Source organism: Lacibacter sediminis, assembly GCF_014168535.1.
GTDB lineage: Bacteria > Bacteroidota > Bacteroidia > Chitinophagales > Chitinophagaceae > Lacibacter > Lacibacter sediminis.
In genome coordinates this window covers 105,319-126,170 of the sequence record NZ_CP060007.1, presented here as the reverse complement: position 1 = coordinate 126,170, position 20,852 = coordinate 105,319, and the positions used below count along the sequence as shown (strand labels likewise).

19 protein-coding genes are annotated in these 20,852 nt (G+C 40.5%); 10 read left to right on the top strand and 9 right to left on the bottom strand.

Features of this window, described 5'->3' with window-relative positions; translation table 11 throughout:
• Positions 1-470: 470 nt before the first annotated feature.
• From tatC to H4075_RS00545, 3 genes are all read left to right on the top strand, one after another.
• Positions 471-1,352, top strand: a complete 882-nt coding sequence (gene tatC, locus H4075_RS00555) for a twin-arginine translocase subunit TatC (RefSeq protein ID WP_255460266.1) — start codon at positions 471-473, stop codon at positions 1,350-1,352.
• A gap of 63 nt (positions 1,353-1,415) precedes the next feature.
• Complete coding sequence (rpiB, locus tag H4075_RS00550) at positions 1,416-1,853, top strand: ribose 5-phosphate isomerase B (RefSeq protein ID WP_255460265.1); 438 nt, start codon at positions 1,416-1,418, stop codon at positions 1,851-1,853.
• A 109-nt stretch (positions 1,854-1,962) separates the two neighbouring features.
• Positions 1,963-3,426, top strand: a complete 1,464-nt coding sequence (locus tag H4075_RS00545; RefSeq protein WP_182803150.1) for a M28 family metallopeptidase — start codon at positions 1,963-1,965, stop codon at positions 3,424-3,426.
• 103 nt (positions 3,427-3,529) lie between these two features.
• On the opposite strand, the gene H4075_RS00540 is transcribed toward H4075_RS00545, so the two are convergent.
• From H4075_RS00540 to H4075_RS00510, 7 genes are all read right to left on the bottom strand, one after another.
• Positions 3,530-5,197: a putative transporter gene (locus tag H4075_RS00540; protein WP_182803148.1), complete on the bottom strand. Its 1,668-nt coding sequence runs from the start codon at positions 5,195-5,197 to the stop codon at positions 3,530-3,532.
• 108 nt (positions 5,198-5,305) lie between these two features.
• Positions 5,306-5,710, bottom strand: coding sequence for a hypothetical protein (locus H4075_RS00535; protein ID WP_182803146.1), 405 nt, complete (start codon positions 5,708-5,710; stop codon positions 5,306-5,308).
• An 80-nt stretch (positions 5,711-5,790) separates the two neighbouring features.
• Complete coding sequence (locus H4075_RS00530; RefSeq protein WP_182803145.1) at positions 5,791-6,765, bottom strand: deoxyhypusine synthase family protein; 975 nt, start codon at positions 6,763-6,765, stop codon at positions 5,791-5,793.
• Positions 6,766-6,936: 171 nt separating this feature from the next.
• On the bottom strand, positions 6,937-7,386 hold the full coding sequence (locus H4075_RS00525) for a hypothetical protein (protein ID WP_182803143.1): 450 nt from the start codon (positions 7,384-7,386) through the stop codon (positions 6,937-6,939).
• Between the two features lie 274 nt (positions 7,387-7,660).
• A complete protein-coding gene (locus tag H4075_RS00520; RefSeq protein WP_182803141.1) occupies positions 7,661-9,406 on the bottom strand; it encodes an N-acetylmuramoyl-L-alanine amidase in 1,746 nt (581 codons plus the stop codon).
• Positions 9,407-9,510: 104 nt separating this feature from the next.
• Entirely contained in the window at positions 9,511-11,301 is a 1,791-nt protein-coding gene (locus H4075_RS00515; RefSeq protein ID WP_182803139.1) for an acyl-CoA dehydrogenase family protein, read from the bottom strand.
• A gap of 46 nt (positions 11,302-11,347) precedes the next feature.
• On the bottom strand, positions 11,348-11,788 hold the full coding sequence (locus tag H4075_RS00510; protein ID WP_182803137.1) for a MarR family winged helix-turn-helix transcriptional regulator: 441 nt from the start codon (positions 11,786-11,788) through the stop codon (positions 11,348-11,350).
• Positions 11,789-11,926: 138 nt separating this feature from the next.
• Here H4075_RS00510 and H4075_RS00505 point away from each other — a divergent pair, with 138 nt between their 5' ends.
• The 4 genes from H4075_RS00505 to H4075_RS00490 all read left to right on the top strand — a co-directional run bounded on the left by H4075_RS00505 (position 11,927) and on the right by H4075_RS00490 (position 16,467).
• On the top strand, positions 11,927-13,234 hold the full coding sequence (locus tag H4075_RS00505; RefSeq protein ID WP_182803135.1) for a DUF418 domain-containing protein: 1,308 nt from the start codon (positions 11,927-11,929) through the stop codon (positions 13,232-13,234).
• Between the two features lie 94 nt (positions 13,235-13,328).
• Positions 13,329-14,360, top strand: coding sequence for a radical SAM/SPASM domain-containing protein (locus tag H4075_RS00500; RefSeq protein ID WP_182803133.1), 1,032 nt, complete (start codon positions 13,329-13,331; stop codon positions 14,358-14,360).
• Positions 14,361-14,509: 149 nt separating this feature from the next.
• Entirely contained in the window at positions 14,510-15,340 is an 831-nt protein-coding gene (locus H4075_RS00495) for a CHRD domain-containing protein (RefSeq protein WP_182803131.1), read from the top strand.
• A gap of 86 nt (positions 15,341-15,426) precedes the next feature.
• On the top strand, positions 15,427-16,467 hold the full coding sequence (locus H4075_RS00490; RefSeq protein WP_182803129.1) for an AI-2E family transporter: 1,041 nt from the start codon (positions 15,427-15,429) through the stop codon (positions 16,465-16,467).
• An 84-nt stretch (positions 16,468-16,551) separates the two neighbouring features.
• On the opposite strand, the gene H4075_RS00485 is transcribed toward H4075_RS00490, so the two are convergent.
• Both H4075_RS00485 and H4075_RS00480 read right to left on the bottom strand, forming a co-directional pair.
• Positions 16,552-17,601: an SO2930 family diheme c-type cytochrome gene (locus H4075_RS00485; RefSeq protein WP_182803127.1), complete on the bottom strand. Its 1,050-nt coding sequence runs from the start codon at positions 17,599-17,601 to the stop codon at positions 16,552-16,554.
• 108 nt (positions 17,602-17,709) lie between these two features.
• Positions 17,710-18,900, bottom strand: a complete 1,191-nt coding sequence (locus H4075_RS00480; RefSeq protein WP_182803126.1) for a parallel beta-helix domain-containing protein — start codon at positions 18,898-18,900, stop codon at positions 17,710-17,712.
• Between the two features lie 87 nt (positions 18,901-18,987).
• On the opposite strand from H4075_RS00480, the gene H4075_RS00475 reads away from it, so the two are divergent.
• The 3 genes from H4075_RS00475 to H4075_RS00465 all read left to right on the top strand — a co-directional run bounded on the left by H4075_RS00475 (position 18,988) and on the right by H4075_RS00465 (position 20,809).
• Positions 18,988-19,809 carry an SDR family oxidoreductase gene (locus tag H4075_RS00475; protein WP_182803124.1) on the top strand — a complete coding sequence of 274 codons (822 nt, stop codon included), beginning with the start codon at positions 18,988-18,990 and terminating at the stop codon, positions 19,807-19,809.
• Positions 19,810-19,961: 152 nt separating this feature from the next.
• Entirely contained in the window at positions 19,962-20,429 is a 468-nt protein-coding gene (locus tag H4075_RS00470) for a PPC domain-containing DNA-binding protein (protein WP_220494831.1), read from the top strand.
• 2 nt (positions 20,430-20,431) lie between these two features.
• Positions 20,432-20,809: a hypothetical protein gene (locus H4075_RS00465; RefSeq protein WP_182803122.1), complete on the top strand. Its 378-nt coding sequence runs from the start codon at positions 20,432-20,434 to the stop codon at positions 20,807-20,809.
• Positions 20,810-20,852: the final 43 nt, after the last annotated feature.

Below are 20,852 nucleotides of genomic sequence, written 5' to 3'. Positions count from 1 at the left end.
ATTCACTAACTGAAAGTCAAATTTTTATCCGCCAGATTTCTTACGGATTGTTCATAAGCATTTTTTTTTTCGTTTATTTCTGTTGCCATTTCTTGGATATATAAAAAAGCTATGCTGTTTCAGCGGAAACATCTGTACCAAATTTTTAAACTTCAATTTGTTATCCTGTTTTCCCTATATGCATTCATCCTCATTTTTATTTATGCAAGGATGTGATATTTCTTATTCTTCCTTCCCGGCCAAGTTTCCCGACCCGAAAATTCTCAGGCGATGTCTGGCGCATCTCAGTCGCCTAATTCGAAGTGCTTTTTTCTTAAAGAAGAGCAGTGCCACGGTCCAACTCACAATGCTATCTGACACCTCCCTTTGAAGAGCGGAGTCACAGTTGCAAAGAAAAGGTGGGCTACCCTTTATGAACCCTTTTTTTGCTCATCCTTTTCGGGTTACATTTGCAACTGAAATCATTAACCGTGGCCGAAACAAAATCAGAACGCAGATCAATTATACAACGCATCCGTGGTGCAAGAGGCGAAGAAAAAGCTGAAATGAGTTTTATTGATCACCTCGAAGAACTGCGTTGGCACGTGGTGCGTGCCGTTATTGCCATTATTATTGCTTCCCTCATTGTATTGTTCAATATCGATTATGTGGTGAATAACATTTTTATGGGCCCTGCACATAAAGATTTTATTACTTACCGTTGGCTATGCGATCTTGGTAAATGGATGCATGTTGATGCCCTTTGCCTTTCTGATTTCAGCATCAAGTTCCAGAGTAATGCCATGACGGAACAGTTCCTTACCACCTTTACTGTTGGTTTTACTTCAGGTTTCATTTTAGCCTTCCCTTATATCTTTTGGGAGATCTGGAAATTCGTTCGTCCGGCATTGAACGATAAAGAACGCAGCGGTACAACCGGTGCCATCTTCTGGATATCTTCTTTGTTTTTCCTTGGTGTGGCATTTGGTTATTTTGTTCTCACACCGTTCATGGTAAATTTTTACTCCAACTATTCACTCAGTCCGTTAATTGAGTTTCGCCCAACCATCAGCGATTATTTTGAAAACCTGATCTACTTAACTGTTGGTGTTGGTTTATTATTCCAGTTGCCCGTAGTAGTGATGTTGCTTACAAAAGTGGGCATGCTTACGCCCATTACTCTTCGCAAGATCCGCAAGTATGCATTTGTGGTGATCATTATTATGGCAGCCATCATCACCCCATCAACTGATCCATTCAGTCTGGCTTTGGTGACAATTCCTTTATACGGTTTGTATGAATTCAGTATTATGCTGAGTATGCGTATTTACAGACGCCAGATAAAACAGGAGGATATTGAAGAGTGGAGTTAAGCAGACATGCTACCTTTGTAACAGATCATCATTTTTAAATTATTCGATATGCAAATTTTTGATATGAGCAAGCCCGTTGCAATTGGTTGCGATCATGCAGGGTTCGATTACAAGGAAGACCTGATCTCTTATCTTGAAGGAAAAGGAATTGCATTCAAAGATTTCGGCACTTATTCAAAAGACAGTGTTGATTATCCCGACTTTGCGCATCCTGTTGCTTCAGCTGTTGAAAATGGAGAAGCCGCATTTGGCATTTTGTTATGCGGCAGTGCCAACGGTGTTGCCATCACAGCGAACAAGCATCAAGGTATTCGTGCAGGGCTTTGCTGGGGCGAAGAAATTGCACAATTGGTTCGTGCACATAACAACGCTAACATCATTTGTATTCCTGCCCGTTTTGTGCGTGAAGGTGATGCTGAAAAAATGGTCGACACATTTATGACCACTGAATTCGAAGGTGGCCGTCATGGTTTAAGGGTTGATAAAATTGCCTGCGCCTGATCATTCGATCAGACCAATCTTTGATTGGGACGATCTTTATACCATTCATACAACTGTCCCGCCAATGGCGGGATTTTCTTTTATATTCGGCCATCTAAAAAAATAATGCATGAGGACATTCTTATTGGCAGCACTCAGTTTGCTCGCCTTCTCCGTATCGGCCCAAAAGAAAAACAAAACGGCTGAACAGTTTTCGAAAACCATTACAGAAAATGATCTCAAAACCCATCTCTACATCCTTGCAGGACCGGAAATGGAAGGAAGAGAAACCGGCACTGCAGGACAACGTAAAGCAGCTGAGTATTTGAAACAACAGTTTCAACGTATTGGTATTGCACCCGCAAACAATGGTAACTACGAACAGTTCTACCCACTGTACAAAGACACATTGAAAGATGCAACTGTAGCTGTGAGCGGAAAGAAGTTTGAATTTGGAAAAGACTTTTCAGCAGCACTCAACAGCATTATCACTTCACAACAGTTTTTCAGTGAAGTGGTGTACATGAGCAAAGTTGACACAACAACTGATATTCGTGGTAAAGCAGTGGTGATCGTTGCAAAGAACGGCACACAACTTCCTGCGTTTAACGATATCAATAAATTGTACAGTCGTCAGCCAGCAGCTATCTTATTTGTGGTGAACAATATTGACAAACAACCTTCACCACGTGCAGGTCGTTTAACATTCAGTTTATACCGCAGCCGCCAAACGCCATTGGTTGTTCGTGTTTCTGAAGCTGTAGGCGAAACACTATTAAAAGGCGATTTCGCAACTGCCAAAGCACAAACACTTGAAACAAAAACGGTAGCAACAGAACTGATGCTTGATTTCCGTAAAGAAACAGAGATCACACAAGCATCAAATGTGTTGGGTATGATCGAAGGAACTGATAAGAAAGATGAGTGGATCATCATTTCTGCACACTACGATCATGTTGGTATTATCAATGGCAAACTTCACCCGGGTGCTGATGATGATGGCAGTGGTACTGTTGGTGTATTGGAAGTTGCTGAAGCATTTGCAAAAGCAAAAGCAGCGGGCAAAGGTCCACGCCGAAGCATTTTATTTTTAGCCGTAAGTGGCGAAGAAAAAGGTTTGTGGGGAAGCGCTTACTATGCAGATCATCCGGTATTTCCATTGGAAAAAACAAGCATCGATATCAATATCGATATGATCGGTCGTAAAGATGACAACATCAAATCACTCGATACAAATAATCATGTTTATCTGATTGGTGATGATAAACTCAGCAGTGAGTTACCACGTTTTGTTGACAGCATCAATAACATGTACATTAAAATTATTACAGACAGAAAATACAACGATCCAAAAGATCCGAACCGTTTATACTACCGCAGCGACCATTATAACTTTGCTGCAAAAGGAGTTCCGATCGTATTTTTCTTTGATGGTATTCATAAAGATTATCACAAACCAAGCGATACACCCGATAAGATCAATTATGATCTGCATGAGAAACGCACACGTTTGGTGTTCTTCCTTGCATGGGATGCAGCTAACAGAAATAACATGTTCGTAAGAGATATTCCGTTGAATGTTCCTCCGAGATAATTCATTGAATGTAGATAAAAACAAAACCCCGACAGAAATGTCGGGGTTTTTTGGTTTTTTAAACCTCTACATCATCAATAGTAGTCAGTTCCATTTCCTGTTTTCAGGAGAGGAATAAGATCAGCAATTGCGCAGCAATGATCCGCAGTATCATCGTTAACGGATAAACTGTTGCATAGGTAACAGATGCCACTTCATTTTTTGCTAACTGTGCTGAGAATGCCAATGCCGGCGGATCGGTACTTGCACCTGAAAGCAAACCACACACTTCAAAAAATGTTTTACGGAATACATAGTGAGCGATCATACCAACGATCAACAACGGAACAATAGTAATAGTAAGGCCCATTACGATCCATAGCCATGCGTTGTTACCTGATAATGCCGTTTGCAAATTAGCACCACTACTCAAGCCTACGCTTGCAAGGAATAAACTAATACCTAATTCCCGCAGCATTAAGTTAGCGCTGTAAGTGGTGTATTGATTGAGATAAAGTTTACCTCCGTAGCGACTCAGCAATAAAGCGATGATGAGCGGACCACCTGCCAAACCGATCTTCACCGGCACCGGCATATTAAAGAAGAACATGGGAATACTGCCGAGCAATACACCAGCCACAATACCAATAAAGATGGGTGCAATGTCGGGCACATCCAAACGCTTCAGTTGATTACCGATCGTTTTAGTAACCAGGTCAACCCCTTCTTTTGTACCAACCACTTTCAGTTGATCACCGAGCTGCAGAACAATATCACCATGTGCCACCATCTCCACTCCTGCACGGCTTAAACGTGTGAGTGTAAAATCGTGTTGATGCAATGCAGCAATATCGCCTAATCTTCTATGTGTAACATCGGCCTGTGTTACCACAACAATACGAGAGATCAATTCACTTTGAGGAATCTCTTTCAGATTCATATTGCTTTCTTCGCCAATGATCATTTTCAACACCTCCAGCTGATCTTTATGTGCAACGATCAGCAACACATCGTTCTCTCCTAAATGAGTTTGTGGAGTGGGTGTAACAACTGTTCCGTTATGAAATAATCTGGAAACAACTATTGGCTCTTTCAACAATTCAAATATTGTACGCAGCGGTTTACCGATGAGTTGTTTGTTCTGCATCACTAAATGAATGGAAACAGGTTTGTTTGATTTCAACACGTCGAGCTTCCTGTGTAATTCCCTTTCTTTATCAAGGTTAACACGAAACACTGCTTTTAAAATAAGGATTGCGCCAATAATACCAAACACACCAAACGGGTAAACAACTGCATACGCCAACGTGATAAACGAAGTGTCGTTTGCGGCAAGATCCAGATCTTTTGCAGCTGCCTGTGCCGCACCAAGACCGGGTGTATTGGTAACTGCACCACTCATGACGCCGGTAAGTGTGGTAATGGGTTGTTGCAACAGGTAATAAAAGGCAACAACTACCGCTACGCCAAGAAAAACCACCATTGCTGCCAATCCGTTGGTAACAGCGGCGTTCTTTTTAAGTGACGAAAAGAAACCCGGCCCTACCTGCAAACCTATTGAGTAAACAAAAAGAATTAAACCAAACTCTTTTAAGAAATGCTCCGTCTCTTTATTGATATGAATACCGAAATAAGAAACAGCCAGCCCCATAAATAAGATCCAGGTTACACCGAGCGAAATGCCGAAAATTTTTAAGCGTCCCAGCCAGATACCGATAGCGATGACGATTCCATAGATGATCACGGTTTGAGGAATACTTTCTTCCGTGAGAAGTTTTATAAACCAATTCATAATGCAGTAAAAGTAGTAGTGGGTTAGAAGTTGTTCAACCAACGAAAATCAGTAAACAGGCTTTTTATAAGCAGTATAATTCTAAAACTGTCATTTCAACTGATTCCATTATTTCAGATTTTGCGTAATGCTGCTTTGGGTTTCGCTTATCTTTTTCATCAGGTTACTTAAGGTACTCATCATTTTGCTCATTCTGTCCATTGCCATTTGCAAACGCAGGCTTTCCATTTCACCCATCTCACTCATGTTGTCTTTCTTTTGATTCATCTCAACTAATAATTTATCAATCTCTGCCTTTGTTACAATTAACGAATCTCTGAACTGGTTTATTTGCAGTTGCAGTTTGCCAGCATCTTTACGTACCAGTACAGCTCTGGAAGCCGGGATTGTTTTAATTTTTAGTTGTTGTTGGACAACAGGTTTATTAGCAAGCTTTTTATTAGAAGTATCTGTTTGCGCAGATATAGCCAGAGCCATCAGTAAGAGAAAGGAAAGCAGTGTAATTTTTTTCATAACGATCCATTTACTTACAAGATAAAAAATAAGGCGACACTTTTTAAATGTGTCGCCTTTAGCACTTTAAATGAACATTGTTACAACCCAAGTATCCATGCAAAGATCAATGGCGCCACAATCGTCGCATCACTCTCTACAATAAACTTTGGTGTATTGATATCAAGTTTACCCCAGGTAATTTTTTCGTTGGGAACTGCACCGCTGTAAGAACCAAACGATGTTGTTGAATCACTTATCTGGCAGAAATAACTCCAGAAAGGAACATCATGCCACTCAAGATCCTGGTACATCATGGGTACAACACAGATCGGGAAATCACCTGCTATACCTCCACCAATCTGGAAAAAGCCAACGCCTTTACCACCGCTGTTCTGGCGGTACCAATCGGCGAGCCATACCATGTATTCAATACCATTTTTTACCGTACTTGCTTTCAGTTCGTTCTTAATGACGTAGCTGGCGAAAATGTTTCCTGTTGTACTGTCTTCCCAACCCGGTACCACAATCGGAATATTTTTTTCTGCTGCCGCTACGATCCAGCTGTTCTTTGGATCGATCTCGTAATACTGTTTCAGATCACCGCTTAAAACGGTTTTGTATAAAAACTCATGCGGGAAATAACGTTCGCCTTTTGCTTCTGCTTCCACCCATTGACGGTGCAGATGTTTTTGCAAACGACGGAATGCTTCTTCTTCAGGAATGCAGGTATCAGTTACACGGTTGTAATGGTTCTCTAAGAGGTCCCACTCGTCCTGTGGCGTAAGATCACGATAGTTGGGCACACGCTTGTAATGGCTGTGTGCAACAAGGTTCATCACATCTTCTTCCAGGTTGGCACCGGTACAACTGATGATCTGCACTTTATCCTGGCGAATCATTTCGGCGAGGCTTAAACCAAGTTCAGCAGTACTCATGGCACCAGCAAGCGTGATCATCATCTTGCCACCTTCGTTCAGGTGTGTTTCATAACCTTTGGCAGCATCTATTAATGCAGCAGCGTTGAAATGACGGTAATGATGTTGAATGAATTGAGAAACGGGTCCTTTGTTCATTTGTTGAAATTTTAAAAGTGACCGCCTTCAGATCCCGACTGAAGTGTCGGGAGACTTTGCGAAAGAGCTGCAAATGTAAAGATTATGAAGATTTGGCTCGATTAATTTATCAATAAAAAAGCCCCCCGATTCAGTCCGGGGAGCCATTCCAAAACAACACCTGTAGTGTATTTATTTTTTCTTTTTCGTTTTTTCGATCCTTGTATAATCGCCTGATGCAGAAACTTTGTAAAGTGAAAAACACTTTTCGTCATCTGTTTTTACCAGATAAAACAATTCACCCTGCTTGCTTATTTCAGCAATATTTAAAATTTGTTTGTCTTTGGTGAGCTGTGTTACAGCTTCCGATGCAAGGAATGTCATTTGTTTCTGTTGAATAGAGCGATGAACAGCTTCCACTTCACCATCGGGTGTATACCAGGCCAGCATGCGATCATTATTCAGTTTAAATGATGCAAGAAAGTAGCCCTGCTTTTCTGTCCATGTTACATCTTTTGCTTCTGTAAATTGCTTTTCGAATGCAGCCATTACTTTTTCATTTTCTACAGGAGCAGGGTCAGATTTGGCCCAGGCTGATGCAGTGATGACAACTGCACACAGCATTACAAATACTTTTTTCATAATTAACATTTTTAAGGTTTAATGATTAATGACTCTTTTACAGAAATCATTGATGGTCCAAATGTAGTTTGCTGCATATAGTCGTGCAACCTAATCTTGACAAAAGGCTGTTAACACATCCTTCATAGTGATGAACGGATGCAACAGGTGTAACATGGACATTGCCAAACAGTAAAACCCTTTACAGTAAAGGGTTTCAGAGACTCTTAAAGAAATGATAAATGCCGATTGACCTGTTGAATGGTAAAACCGCAAAGGATGAATGGAAAGAAGTTTACTGTTTTTTACATAGCTCCAGCCAGTCGTTGATGCCTTTTACAATAGCATCGGCCATTTGTTTACGGTAAGCAGGATCAAGTAGATTGGCTTCATCTTCGGGGTTGCTGATGAACAATGTTTCTACAAGAACATTCGGAAATTCAGTAAAACCATTGAGGATAAAATTGAAATTCCCAATATTGCCGTACTCGCCCAATCCCATATCAAGCATACGTTGAAGAATTGTTTTGGTGAGCGGACGATAGCCGATGTGCTTATAGTATGTACTTACTCCTTTTATACGCACGGGATCGGCACTGCTGTTCAAATGAATACTGATGAGTAAATGTGGATTTGCCTGTTGAAATACAGTATACCTGTCGTGATTATCGTAGGTAGTATCTCTTGTTCTTGTGGTAACCACCTTAGCTCCTTCTGCTTCAAGAGCAGCCTGAAGCTCCTTAGCAATGGCCAGCGTCATATCTTTTTCCATTACACCTGTTAAGCCAAACGCTCCTTTGTTACTGCCGCCATGCCCCGCATCAATTGCAATAACAAGATTGTTGAGTGAAAGTATTTGTGGTTGACGTTTGATGCGGATTACTAAATTATTACCATTGTAATAGATGCGATGACCCCAGTGCTGTTTGTTTTTAAGATCAATACTGATGCGAAAAATATCCTCGTCGATCTGGTTATAATAAATATCGCCGATCTCTTTTGTGTTGCCGAGTTGTGTGATCCAATTGGTGTTTGATGTTGCGCCAAACACATCAACAATAATTTTTGATGGATTTACCTCCTGAAATGTTTGATAAGCTAACCGCTCTGTTAATGAAAGCGATACATAATCAAAACTGCTATCGCCCCATACACGCATATTGCCGGTAAGTGATGAAGGTGTGTAATTATGTTCAAGCACATTCACATGCTCATCTTCAATATAAGCCTGGCGATTCTTACTCAACTGTAAACAATATTTATTCCCTACTTTGCTGACTGCTTTCAACCGAACAAGCGAATCAACATAACCCATCTTTGTTCCACCCAATCTATCCTCACCAAGTCCGAGAAGAAGGTATGGTATCTTGCCTTTTGTTTCCAATAACAAACCATTGGCGGGCATCATTGCAAAATTACTTTTACTGGTAGCTTCAATGGGATCATCTGTTCCTTTAGCCCATACCATCAGTTTTAGTTTAGACGGCTTATCAGCAAACAAATCGTCTTTATCTTTCACCACGTACTCCATTTGATAAATGCCTTTTACTCCGTTTGAATCCTTCACATAAATTTCTTTGAATGATGTGCCGTTTTCAAGTTGCACCACAGCACCGGGCAGTGCTTTAACCGTCATCTTTAATTTATCACCTGGCTTTACCAACATCAGATCAGCCTGTGGCTCTATTCGCCAATAAGCAACAGTATTTGTTGTGAGCGATTTTTCTTTTTCAGGCAATTGATAATTAAAAAAGATACGCTTCGATTCCTGTGCTCCTTTGTCATTGGCAGATTGCAATAGAAAACTGGTATCACCCGGCTTAAGATTCAGTTCAACAGCAAAGGCACCTGTAGACCATACTTTCGTTTCAGTTCCGTTTACAGTAAGCGTACAGCCTTTGCAGGTAAGCCCCGTTAAGAATTGTTTTGATGATGTAACGGCATTCTGTGTTTTTGAAGGTGTACTGATGCGCAGAAAAACCTGCTGCGCCTTTACTGTCTGAAAAAACAAAACTGAACTAATGAAAAAAAGAAGCTTCATAATGTAAATTGAAATGAGCTATAAAAATCATCAGGTGAAATAAAAAATCCTTTGCAAATTAGGCAAAGGATTTTTAAAAGGTGACATGACTCACCGCATCAACCTTATAACGGATACTTTCCGTCGTTTCTCAGCTTTGCTACGATTCGCCTTCTGGCTTCTTTTGAATTATAGGGATCCACTTTTGTAAAACGTTTCAGGCCCAGCAACATCATCCGATGTTCATCACCTTCTGCAAATGCATTGATGGCATCTTTACCATATTTGTTGATTTTGTCAGCCGCATCATACAAGTAGGTGTGCATCATATCCAGTTCAAACTGACAAGCTGCTTCGCCTTTTTCTTCAACCATTTTGGCGGCACGCAGCAATGCACTTTCCGCATTAAAGGTTTGAATGGCCATATCTGCAATATTCATCAATACTTCCTGCTCGTGTTCGATCTTCATCATGAACTTTTGTACTGCTGCACCTGCTGTTAACATGATCGCCTTTTTGAAATTGGTAATAGCTTTATATTCTTTTGCAAAAGGCGTTTCATCTTCACTGCCAAAATCAGGAATGCTCATCAATTCTTTTTGAACATTCATGGCAGCCGTCATAATATCCAAACGACCTTTCATTGCACGCTTCAATACCATATCAACAGTAAGGAGTCGATTGATCTCGTTCGTTCCTTCGTAAATACGGTTGATCCGGCTATCACGATACGCTCTTGAAATATCATACTCATCGCTGAATCCATTTCCGCCATGTATCTGTACACCTTCATCAACTACATAATCCAATACTTCACTACCATCCACTTTCAACATCGCACACTCAATGGCATATTCTTCTGCAGCACCAAGCAATGCTTCGTTGAAAGGTTTACCTGCAGCTAAAAGATCATGCTCCATATCATCGATCCACTTGCTGGTGCGGTACAATGCACTTTCGCAAACCCAGATACGTGTTGCCATTTCTGCCAGCTTGTATTGAATAGCGCCGAAGTTGATGATGGGTGTTTTGAATTGCTCACGTGTTGTTGCATAGGTTAACGCAATATTCAATGAGCGCTTGGAACCACCTAATGCAGCAGCTGCTAGTTTCAAACGACCAATATTGAGGATATTAAACGCAATGATGTGGCCCTTGCCTTGTTCGCCTAATAAATTTTCAACCGGCACTTTGCAATCCTGAAAATAGAGTTGAACGGTTGATGAACCTTTAATGCCCATCTTATGTTCTTCCGGTCCTTGTGTAAATCCTTCCATGCCACGCTCTACAATAAAGCCGGTGAAATCTTTACCATCAATTTTTGCAAACACGGTATAGATATCTGCAAAACCACCATTGGTGATCCAGCATTTTTGTCCGTTCAAAATGTAGTGCTTACCATCTTCACTTAATACAGCTGTTGTTTTTGCACCCAATGCATCACTGCCACTATTTGGTTCTGTTAAGCCGTAAGCACCTTTCCATTCACCGGTTGCTAACTTGGGAACGTATTTTGTTTTTTGCTCGGGTGTACCGAAATATAAAATCGGCAATGTGCCAATGCCAGTGTGAGCAGCAATGGCTACAGAAAAAGAATAACCACCACCTAATCCTTCATTCACCAATGTAGCTGTAATAAAATCTTTTCCGAGACCGCCAAACTCTTCCGGAGCAGAAGTGCCAAGCAAACCTTGCTCACCTGCTTTATCCATCAGTGCCGGCATCAACCCTTCTTCCATTTTATCAAGTCGGGCCACAACAGGCAATACTTCGGTATCAAGAAATGTGGCGCACATTTCTTTCACCATCACTTGTTCTTCATTAAAATTTTCAGGCGTAAATGTATCCTGCGGTGTGCTTGTTTTAATTAACCACTCGCCACCTTTCAGTTTTGTTGCAATCGTTGCGGTGCTCATATCAATAGTATTTAAACGTTTAGAATTATTTTTTGGAAACGAACTCTTACTTCAGATTATCATACACAATCTGTAACACTTCTTTACAGATGTCAACTTTGTCTGCAGGTACGCCAATTAATGCTTCGTTCAATGTGTTGTTGGCCACGTTCATGGTTTCTTCTTCCAGCTTTCTTCCCTGATCCGTTAAAAACACTTGGTTAATACGTCGGTCGTTCTTGCTTGCCACCCTTTTTACGAGTTTCAGCTTTTCGAGATTATCAACTAATCGTGTAATACTCGGTTTATCACGAAATGTAGCATTACATAAATCCTGCTGACTCAAACCATCGTTCTTCCACAAATGGTAGAGTACGCTCCATTGCTCAACGGTAATTTCAATTCCGCCCTGCTTCATATTCTTCTGCAAACGCCGTGCTATAGCCGTGCTGGCTTTGCCCGTCATGAAGCTGTATAATTCGCCTTTTTTAAATTGGTTGTTTGGCATATAGTTGTTTATGCAACTACCCAAATATAATAATAGTTTCCGAAAGCTGGCAAAATTTTTCTTAAAAGAGTATCTTACTATTTCTCCTCTCCCTACGCAAAGCTGCCTCCCATTTTTCACCACCAAAACCAATCTAACATGACCATCGATCAGGCCGCTCCTGTTTCGCAGAGCGAACGTATTGTTCTTCTCGATTCCCTGCGGGGAATTGCTATTCTCGGCATTTTATTGATGAATATTCCCGGTTTTGGATTGCCCGAACCGGTTTATAGAGACCCTTCAGTGTTAAATGAGTGGGGATCTATTAATTTCAATACCTGGTATTTTATTGAATTTTTCCCGGAAGGAAGTCAACGGGCCTTGTTCTCGATGCTATTTGGTGCCGGAATTATTTTGTTCCTGAGCCGACAGGAGAAGAAGAATGAAGGGCTTTGGCCAGCCGATTATTTTTTCCGCCGGCAATTGTGGCTGCTTGTTTTCGGATTGTTTAATGCATATGTGTTATTGTGGATGTGGGATATTTTGTTTCATTATGCCTGTATTGGTATGATCATGTTTACGTTTCGAAGGTTGTCGCCGAAGGGGTTACTGATCGCTGCCTTTATTTGTTTGTTGCTGCAAACAGTGAGGGAAAATGTAGATATATATCGTGACAAGAAAGTAATTACGAAAGGCGAATTGATTGCCAAAATAGATACAACTGTTACCAAACTAACAGATCAGCAAAAAGAAGAGCTGGGTGCGATGACAGGGTTTAAAGAAAAATCCACACAGAAGGAGAAGCTTAAAAAAATGGAAAAAAGCACAAAGAGTGTACGAGGTGATTATTTGGGATTTTATGAATATCAAAGTGAGCGAAGCTTCCGTACCGAAGTTTTTTACCTGTATTATATGGCATGGGATATTTTATTGTTTATGTTTTTAGGCATGGCCTTTTATAAGACAGGCATCATACAAGGGCAGGCGTCTTCTAAAATTTACTGGGTTCTTTTTGTTGGAGGATTGGGTATCGGCTTGTTGCTCTCTTATTTCCGTCTTAAACCGCTGATCGATTATAAATTCAACGAGTTTGATTACATAAAAAATGTACAATTTGAATTTTACGAGTTGTCACGAGCCTTTCGTTCCATTGGAATTTTTGGTTTGATCATGTTGTTGTACAAGTCGGGTTGGTTCAAATGGTTCTTTGCATTACTTCGTCCGGTTGGACAAATGGCATTCACCAATTATCTGATGCAATCATTATTGGTTGGCTTGTTTTTCTATGGTGTTGGATTTGGTATGTTTGGCAAACTTGAGCGTTACGAAATTTATTATGTAGTGGGAGGCACCTGGTTATTACAAATTATCTGGAGCCATATTTGGTTAAGGTTTTTCCGCTTTGGTCCGCTTGAATGGTGCTGGCGGAGTTTAACGTACTGGAAGCGTCAGCCATTTGTAAAATAAATTCAAAGCCTGTTGTTCTTGATCCAACAACAGGCTTTCTTCTTCTGAACTACTTAATCAAATACTGCTATTGCTGACTATCTTTGATCCCTCAATGCCGCAATTACACCGTAACGATATACTCAACCTTTTTTCGAAGATCACTCCCCGCCGTGCATGGAATATGACGAAAGTGTGGAGCAGTTACCAGTTAAGCCGATTTTTAAAGAAGCCTGTACAATGGGGCTATCCCATTTCTATTTCGTTTGAACCAACTACAAGCTGTAATCTGCGTTGTCCCGAATGCCCGAGTGGTTTGCGTGAATTCACTCGACCAACAGGTATGTTGCAGAAAAGTTTTTTTGAACAAACGATCGACGATATTCATAAAGATCTGCTTTATCTCATCTTTTATTTTCAAGGCGAGCCGTATCTCAACCCGGAGTTTTTGCCAATGGTGAACTATGCTGTAAAGAAAAAAATCTATACAGCTACATCAACCAATGCACATTATTTAACCGATGAAAAAGCAAAGCAAACAGTAGAAAGTGGTTTGGACCGTTTGATCATTTCCATTGATGGCACTACACAGGAGGTGTATCAACAATACCGAGTTGGCGGAAAGCTGGACAAAGTGTTGGAAGGAGCAAAGAATATTGTGAAGTGGAAAAAAGAACTCAACAGTAAAAAACCATTTGTTGTTTTCCAGTTTTTAGTAGTGAGGCCGAACGAACATCAACTGGAAGAGGTGAAACAATTAGCCAAGCAAGTTGGTGTTGATGATGTATGGTTTAAAACCGCACAGGTGTACGATTATGAGAATGACCCCAACAAACTTATTCCAACACTTAATAAATACAGTCGTTACAAAAAGAATGCTGACGGTTCATATGCACCGAAGAATAAATTACAGAATCATTGCTGGAAATTGTGGCATGCGAATGTAATTACCTGGGATGGCCTGGTTGTACCATGTTGTTTTGATAAAGATGCCATGCATCAACTGGGAAATTTAAAAATGCAATCGTTCAAAGAGGTTTGGCATAATGATAATTACAAACAGTTCCGCAGCGAACTCATGACCAGCAGAAAGAATATTGATATCTGCGCAAATTGCAGCGAAGGGTTAAAAGTGTGGGAAGAATAGTTTTCTCTAACGTTACCATCAACTCATTTCTGGCACGGTTTCGGGTTTGGTTACATACCTTATAATTTCAAGAGGCAACCAAAAAGAAACTTTCTACGTTACTGTTCATTATGGCGAGCTATTTAATTATTAAGCACAAAACTATTAGCATGAAAACATTGGTATTAAATTCGGCAATGTTGCTTATTTGCACAGCATTTCTTTTTTCCTGCAAAAAAGACAAAAACGATGGCCCTACAGTAAGAATTGTAAAAGAGTGGACCCTTCCTTTGAGTACAAAAAATGAAAACCCTGCACCTGCAGGCCGCAATGAAACAGGAACATTTGTGTTACGTATTATGAGTGATAATTCTGTACAATATAATATCACCGTTACCGGCCTTGCTGCAGGTGATGCGTTAACAGCAGCACATATTCACACCGGTAACCCCATTGTTAACGGAGGAGTAATCTTAAATTTTACTCCAACATTTACAGGCGGCACAGCATCTGGTTCTGTTGCAAATGTTCGCCCAACTTTATTGGACAGTATGAACAATGGTACTGCCGAATTATATGTAAATGTGCACTCAACACAAGTAACAAGCGGTTTGGTAAGGGCGCAGTTAAACAGCACTGTTCAATGGGCGCAGGATGTTGCTCTTTCCGGAGCAAATGAAGTTCCTGCGGTTGCAACTACGGCAACAGGTTCTGCCAGGTTTCGTTTAACCACCGATGGCAAATTGTACTATGTTGTAAATGTTACAGGCCTAACAGCAGGCGATGGAGATCTAACTGCCGCACATATACACAACGGTGCTGCCGGTACAAACGGAACTGTTTTGGTTGGATTAATAAGTACTGTGGCAGATTTTGGTGTAAATAAACAACTGCAGCTAACCGACGTGCAAAAAACAGCAATTGAGGGAACTGGTGCATTGTATGTAAACGCACATTCTACCCTCTTCCCTGCAGGTATAGTAAGGGGTCAGATCCGATAAAAATTTTCCTGATAAAAAAGAGCCGGGCTATGCCCGGTTTTTTTATGCTTGAAATCTTTTGTTTTTTTTCTTTGTAATTTCATTTTATGGCATCATTCAGCAGCCGTTTACGGCAAATTATTCTCTTAGTTGTTTTAATTGCATTGGGCTTACTGCTCGTAAAAGAACTTTATATTTTCCTGCCGGGTTTTCTTGGCGCCATCACACTTTATATTCTCAGCAGGGGTTGGTACCGCTATCTTACCATTAAGAAAAAATGGAACAAGAGTTTAACGGCCACCGCTTTTATGCTCGGCTTCCTCGTTTTGTTTGGGTTGCCCGTTTATTATATCATCAATTTACTATCCCCAAAAATAACGGAAGTATTCAGTCATTCCGACGAAGTGGTGCAGGGTTTAAAATCTGTATCCGCACAAATAAAAGAATGGACCGGTCAGGAATTATTTACCGATGAGAACGTAGCGGAACTGCAGAAACGAATTGCAAATTTCTTCCCTGCTTTTCTTAACAGCACAGCCATGATCCTCTCTAACCTGGCGATGATGTTGTTTGTTTATTTCTTTATGCTCACCAATGGGAAAGAGATGGAAGCATCATTCGATTATTTTTTACCCTTGCATGAAGAGAATATTGATATCCTTGCTAAAGAAACCATCAGCGTTGTAAGAGCAAATGCTATTGGAATTCCACTCATCTCTTTAATACAAGGGATTTTTGCACTCGTTGGTTATTGGATATTCGGCATCAATGAATTTGTACTGTGGGGTTTTATTACAGGTGTATTTGCATTCTTCCCGATTGTTGGAACTACGTTGATATGGGCACCGCTGGTTGTATTTTTATTTTCTCAAGGGAATACCGGACAAGGAATTGGTTTATTGATCTACAGTTTACTTGTAACCGGCAATGTTGATTACCTCGCAAGGGTTACTCTGATGAAACGTTTAGGTGATGTTCATCCGCTTGTTACCGTACTGGGTGTTATTGTGGGATTAAGCTTGTTTGGTTTCTGGGGTTTCATTTTCGGACCACTCCTCATCAGTTATTTTATGCTGCTGTTTAAAATTTATACAAACGAGTTTGGATCGATGAATCCTGTGGAAAACCCACATAGTCATGGCTCATAATAATCACTAAGCGCCGTAAAGAGCACAAAGAAGAAAATTTACTTTATTGCTTTGTGGAACTTTGCGCCTTCGTGTCTTTGTGGTTCAATTTTTTCCAATTTCTTTGATCCATTTTGAAATCAACGCCACGCCTTCTTTATGAACTCTGTTACGTCCAATTTCAGGCATCGCAATACCCGGATCAACACTATTCATTCGATAGATCATAAACGATTGGTTGGGTTTACCTGGATCAATGGCATATTTTAAATGACCACTTCCTCTGCCTGCTGCTACAGGCGTTTTGTTAATGCCAAGTGCAGTTGTATTTGTTGTGTGAATATCTAAGAACAAACCTGATGTATTTGCCGGACCATTTGGGTTATGACAATTTCCACAGTTAATATCGAGATAAGCTCTTGCACGATCGTTGAGCGATCCGCTTTTCTCATCGTTCCATTTAGCATTGGCAGGAATGGTTGAGTTTGGCAGATCGATCAGTCCGAGCTGTTGCCAATACTGTAATTGATTTTGTTTTTCATTTGCATACACATAATCGCCATTAAGATGGCGGGCTGCAATGCCAATTGGAATGATCGTATCCTTGCGGCCATGACAACCTTTGCATTGCGGCTGACTTGGAACAACATACTGTGCTTTTATTTTCTTTCCTGCTGCATCAATGTATTCAACAGTAATCACATCACCAATGGGTTCAAACAAAGCTTCTGTTTGCTCTTCGTTCCAGATGTATTGATATGTGTGCCAGCCATCTTCCATATTTGCCAGCAACCGTGTTTCAATAATTCGTTTCCCAAGAGCAGGTTTGCGCACATCGTTGTAATAATAAAAATTTTTGATGAGCACAGTTCCCAATGGCATATCGAATACTGAGGTAGCGTTGTAGTTGATCTTTTTACCGGCAGGTACTTTTATAAATCTTGCTTTCTCGGCATAATCGCTGAACAACGGCGTATTGAGATCGTAAGGAATGATTCCATCAGCAGGTAGCAGCTCATTCAATTTTCCTTTGAAGAAATTGTATTCGCTGAGGTTTTCATGAAACTGAAAATACGGATCGGTCTTTTTGCTGTTGAACGAAAGAACAACCAACATACATATAATCACACTCACTGTAACGATCAATTTCTTCATGGTTCGAATGTATAAATTTCACTTGTCATTTCGACAAAGGAGAAATCTGCCCAGCTTAGTACTTCTGTTGAACAGATCCCTCCTTCGTCGGGATGACAGCATTATTCATTAATTTTTCAATTCAACTTTTGGTACCGGTTGTAACGTACAATCATGTTTCGATGCATCTCTGCTGATGTTTTTAAATCCATTCTCTGCATCAAGATTCGCAAAGCTTTGATTACTGTTGTTACGAATACAAATCTCTGCGGGTGATTTCTGATCAACAATTCCATCATACTGAATATGCGGCACATTTTTTCCGAAACGTAATTTAAAGCGATACATCTTTCCCATGCGTCCTTTGCCGGTTGTTCGCACGGCTTCTCTTTCGTAAGTATTGTTATAAATATTGATCTGTGTCGGGAAGGGATAATAGCTGCTGTCTTTGATCGGGTTCTCGGTGATATAATAACTTACAATGGCTGTGCTTGCAGTAATGTTATTGATGATCTTGTTTTCAAAAACATCCACATGATTGGTAGCAAGGATCATAACACCTGTGCCTTGGGGTACTTTGCCCACAATGTTTCCCTTTGGTGCAAAGTTGATATGATTGTTATGGTACACATTGTTTCGATACACACGGATGTAACCCCCTTTCTTCTGCACAAGATCAGGCAGATCGAAAATTAAAATACCACCTGTATTATTTGTTGCTTCGTTATCATACACATCAGCATACAAGGAATTTTCAATTTCAATCCCCGCTACATTTTCGGTGGCTTTTGAATTTTTGACAACGATGTAACTGCTTTGTCCAACATAAATGCCAGCATCACTTGCACCCCAGGCTTCACAACCATCGATCAACACATTGGTACATTGCACAGGATATAAACCATACGCACCATTCTTGCTGTTGGCCCCTCTTGTCCATTCTGCTTTTACCTGCTTAAATATAATACCGTCTACCTGTTGTGTTTTAATTGCATCGCCTTTTGTATCCTGCACCGTGAGATCCTGTAGTGTAATATTTTTCCCGTTGGTGATTTTAATTCCTTCGGCACCGCTTACCTGGTTGGTAAAGTTGAGAATGGTTTTATCCATTCCCTTTCCTTTAATGAGTACATTCTTCTTTCCATCGAGCCACAAACTCATGTTGAGTTGAAATGTTCCTTCAGGTAATTCTATTGTTGAGTTATCAACAGCAGTCACAAACATGCGCTGTATCTTCTTTTGTTCCGTGTCCTGCGACCGAACAGTTGCAAACGAAACTAATAAAACCAGTGTTGAAGTGAGACGAAGTTGGCAAAGCATAAAGGTTGTATAAGGTTGCAGACAAATTACAAATTCTTTTCTATGCTTGCAGGGCTTTCCCTAACTTTCATTACTAAAACGTTTGTTATGTCATTCAATGGAAAAACAGTTTTTATTACAGGTGCGTCGAGAGGTATCGGTAAAGCAATGGGCTTGAAATTGGCGAAGGAAGGAGCCAACGTAGTGGTGGCAGCAAAAAGTGTGGAAGAAAATCCCAAGCTGGGTGGTACTATTTTTTCGGCAGCTGATGAAATGACAGCGGCTGGAGGAAAAGGATTAGCCATTCAATTAGATATTCGTTACGAAGATCAGATACAGGCGGCAGTTGATAAAACAGTAGAGACATTTGGTGGTATCGATATACTCATCAACAATGCATCGGCAATTTCACTTACGCCAACAGAACAAACAGAAGCCAAACGTTTCGATCTCATGTATAGCATTAATGTGCGTGGTACATTTTTAATGACGAAAGCCTGTATCCCATATTTACGAAAAGGAAATAACCCGCATATACTTACGTTATCACCTCCCGTTAATTTAAAACCTAAATGGCTGGCCGGACATATTGCTTACACACTCACCAAATTCAACATGAGTATGATGACACTGGGATGGGCTGAAGAATTAAAGAAAGATGGTATTGCTGCCAATGCACTCTGGCCACGTACAACTATTGATACTGCTGCTGTGAGAAATTTGTTAGGCGGTGAAGCGTTGGCAAATATGAGCAGAACAGTAGATATACTTGCAGATGCCGCACATATAATTTTAAGCAAACCGTCGAATGAATGCACTGGTAACTTATTTGTTGATGAACAGCTGTTTGCTGCAGAAGGAATTACTGATTTAAGTAAGTATAGTGTGGTGCCGGGTGGTAAGTTGTTTACGGATTTGTTTGTGGACTAAGAGATTGAAAGAGGGAAAAGAGAAAAGAAGAATTAGTGTTTCGCTTGAAATATCTATGCAAACAGAGGGTTCATCATTTGGAATTTGGGCATTGGGTTTTCGCATTCTTCTTTGTGGTTCTTTCTGTCTTCGTGACTTTGTGGTTCAAAAAAATGAAATACTTAACTATACTTCTTTTATTCGCCGCATGTAAAACAAAACCAACCATGCAAAACGACGAAGTAAAAATTCACGCCCTCCGTTTAAAACCCGGGCAGGATCTGAAACAGGAAATAACTTCTTATTTGCAGCAGCACAAGATCGAAGCAGGCTGGATCATGACCTGTGTGGGCAGTGTTACACAATACAATCTTCGTTTTGCCAATCAACCAGAAGGCAGTAAAGCCAACGGTCATTTTGAAATTGTGAGTTTGGTTGGTACAGTGAGCATCAATGGTTCGCATTTACATATGAGTGTGAGCGACAGCACCGGTGCAACCATCGGTGGTCATTTGCTCGACAGTAATCTTGTTTATACCACTGCTGAAATTGTGATTGGCGAAGGCAAACAACTTGTATTTACAAGAGAGAAAGATGGCAGCACGCCATGGGAAGAACTGCAGATCAAACCTAAACAGTGAGCATGTTTAAACTCAGCCGACTTCAAGGAATCAGTTTATTTTATGCAGCAACATTATTGCTGTTTACCGTTTACTGGTCGCAGTATTACCATACTTACGCAACAAAAAAAGGCGAAGAATTATTTATTGCACTGGAAGTATTACTGTTTGTCAGCTTCTTTTATTTTGTTGTACTGCAAATCTCCATTGCAAAAACCAATTGGGTATTAACCTTACTGTTGCCGATCATCAATGGCATTATCTCATTCCTGTTTACAGTTGTTATACTATGGCTCGGTTCGTTTGATGGCAATCCGAAAGAAGATATTTTGATTTTTGGAATTGTTTATATCATGCTTTGTGTACTGGCAGGATTGGTGTTGTGGAATAAAACAGAATGAGGTGTCAGTGATAAAAAAACCGGAGCTCATCACTCCGGTTTTT